The organism is Candidatus Contendobacter odensis Run_B_J11 (genome assembly GCF_000531125.1).
In the GTDB taxonomy this organism is placed as follows: domain Bacteria; phylum Pseudomonadota; class Gammaproteobacteria; order Competibacterales; family Competibacteraceae; genus Contendibacter; species Contendibacter odensensis.
Genome location: NZ_CBTK010000118.1, coordinates 1 through 1547, shown reverse-complemented (window position 1 = coordinate 1547; position 1547 = coordinate 1). Strand labels below are relative to the sequence as shown.

The following is a 1547-nucleotide window of genomic DNA, read 5'->3' as shown; positions in this document are numbered from 1 at the left end:
GCGGGTCAACTCGGGCATAGTGTCAGAATAGTGGATGTCGGGGAGGGTAGGTAGTTACCATACATTATTATGCAATGGACTCTTGAAGAGCGGCATATTGAGTATCTGGGAGTTGAAAGAAGGATCGAACCTTTGCCATTTGCTCCTGTAAAAACGGTTCTTCGAGGGTTGTTGTGGAGCTAGGCAAAATACATCAACACCCGTTGCTTAAAGTTGGCGAAGTTGCGAAAGCCGTAGCCCATGCGTTTCACTGTTTTTATGGAGTTGTTAATTCCCTCAATAATACTCGTCGTGAAGCGATGGGTAAAATAGTTCAGTATACAATCCTTCCAGTGATTGAGCGTATAGAGAAATTTATTCAGATGTTGATTGTTCATAGCCCTAGCTTCTTCTATCCATTGATTGAGTGCGATTTCACCCGCTTCTTTAGTCAGATGCTGATTGAAAATTGAACGGAATTTTTCTTTCTGTTCGTAGAACATCTTCAATTGAGGGGCGATCAAAAAAGCAAGGGCGAGTTTCTTTTTCTGTTCTTCAGATAGATCTTCAGCATTTTTGAGAAGGACCCATTTAAGGCGCTTGAATTCCTCGTGATCCTTGAATTGCCTACGCAAACTTTTACGTTGATGATCGAGGGCTTTATTCAGATGACTAAAAAAGTGAAACCGATCGACGACGAGCGTGGCATTCGGAAATACGGCCTTGGCCGTATTGATAAATCCTTGCCACATATCCGAGCAGAATACTTCAATAGTTTCACACCACGTTGTTCCACGATTTTGAAAATATTCAATTAGCCTATTCTGGTCGCGATAATATAAAATATCAATTATTTCAACATGTTCTAAATCAACAATCACGGTTGCATCATCACGATGTCCTTTTTTGATCGCAATTTCATCCATGCCGATGACTCTGACTTTAACGAGAGGGCGCGCATCAATTTCTTTCCGCCCGCCACGCTGAAAAACGTCATTCACTGTAGACCAAACCAGATTCTCCTGGACACTGATTTTGAGGATCGTGCTGGCTTTACAGCATTCATAAACAGAGCGTTCATAACGGCGGGTCATGGTCCGTTTCGGATCAACAAAACTAAAAGGTTCGTTAAAATATCGATCACACTCTGGGCAATAAAACTGCCGCTGTTGTAAATGCAAATAGACCTCTTTACCCGTGATCGATCAATCTCGAAACTGCCGCTCATAGGTCTGGTTAATGACCTGTCTTTTGTTCAAACAATTCGGACAAATCGCTTCAGAAAAAACAGAACTACAGTAAATATGAAAACTTTGATCTTGCCATTCAACTCGATCCACTTGGATTTCCTTAATCCCTAAAATCGACTCAAAAATTTCTGATTCTGTCATCGGAGTCACCCTCTCATTTCACTTTGACTTTAACGATAAAAACGGATCAAAGATAATTCGATGTACTTAAATGATACATGCCCGCACTCGACTCCACAACAACCCTCGAAGAACCGAAAAAGATGTGAAAAAAGGCAGGCTCCCGGTTCGTTGATCACCCGAGCGACCGGAGACCGA

Annotated in this window: 1 protein-coding gene; it reads right to left on the bottom strand. The window is 42.0% G+C overall.

The window, feature by feature from the left end:
* Positions 1 to 179 precede the first annotated feature (179 nt).
* Positions 180 to 1181 carry an ISL3 family transposase gene (locus BN874_RS09365; protein WP_154724836.1) on the bottom strand — a complete coding sequence of 334 codons (1002 nt, stop codon included), beginning with the start codon at positions 1179 to 1181 and terminating at the stop codon, positions 180 to 182.
* Positions 1182 to 1547 lie beyond the last annotated feature (366 nt).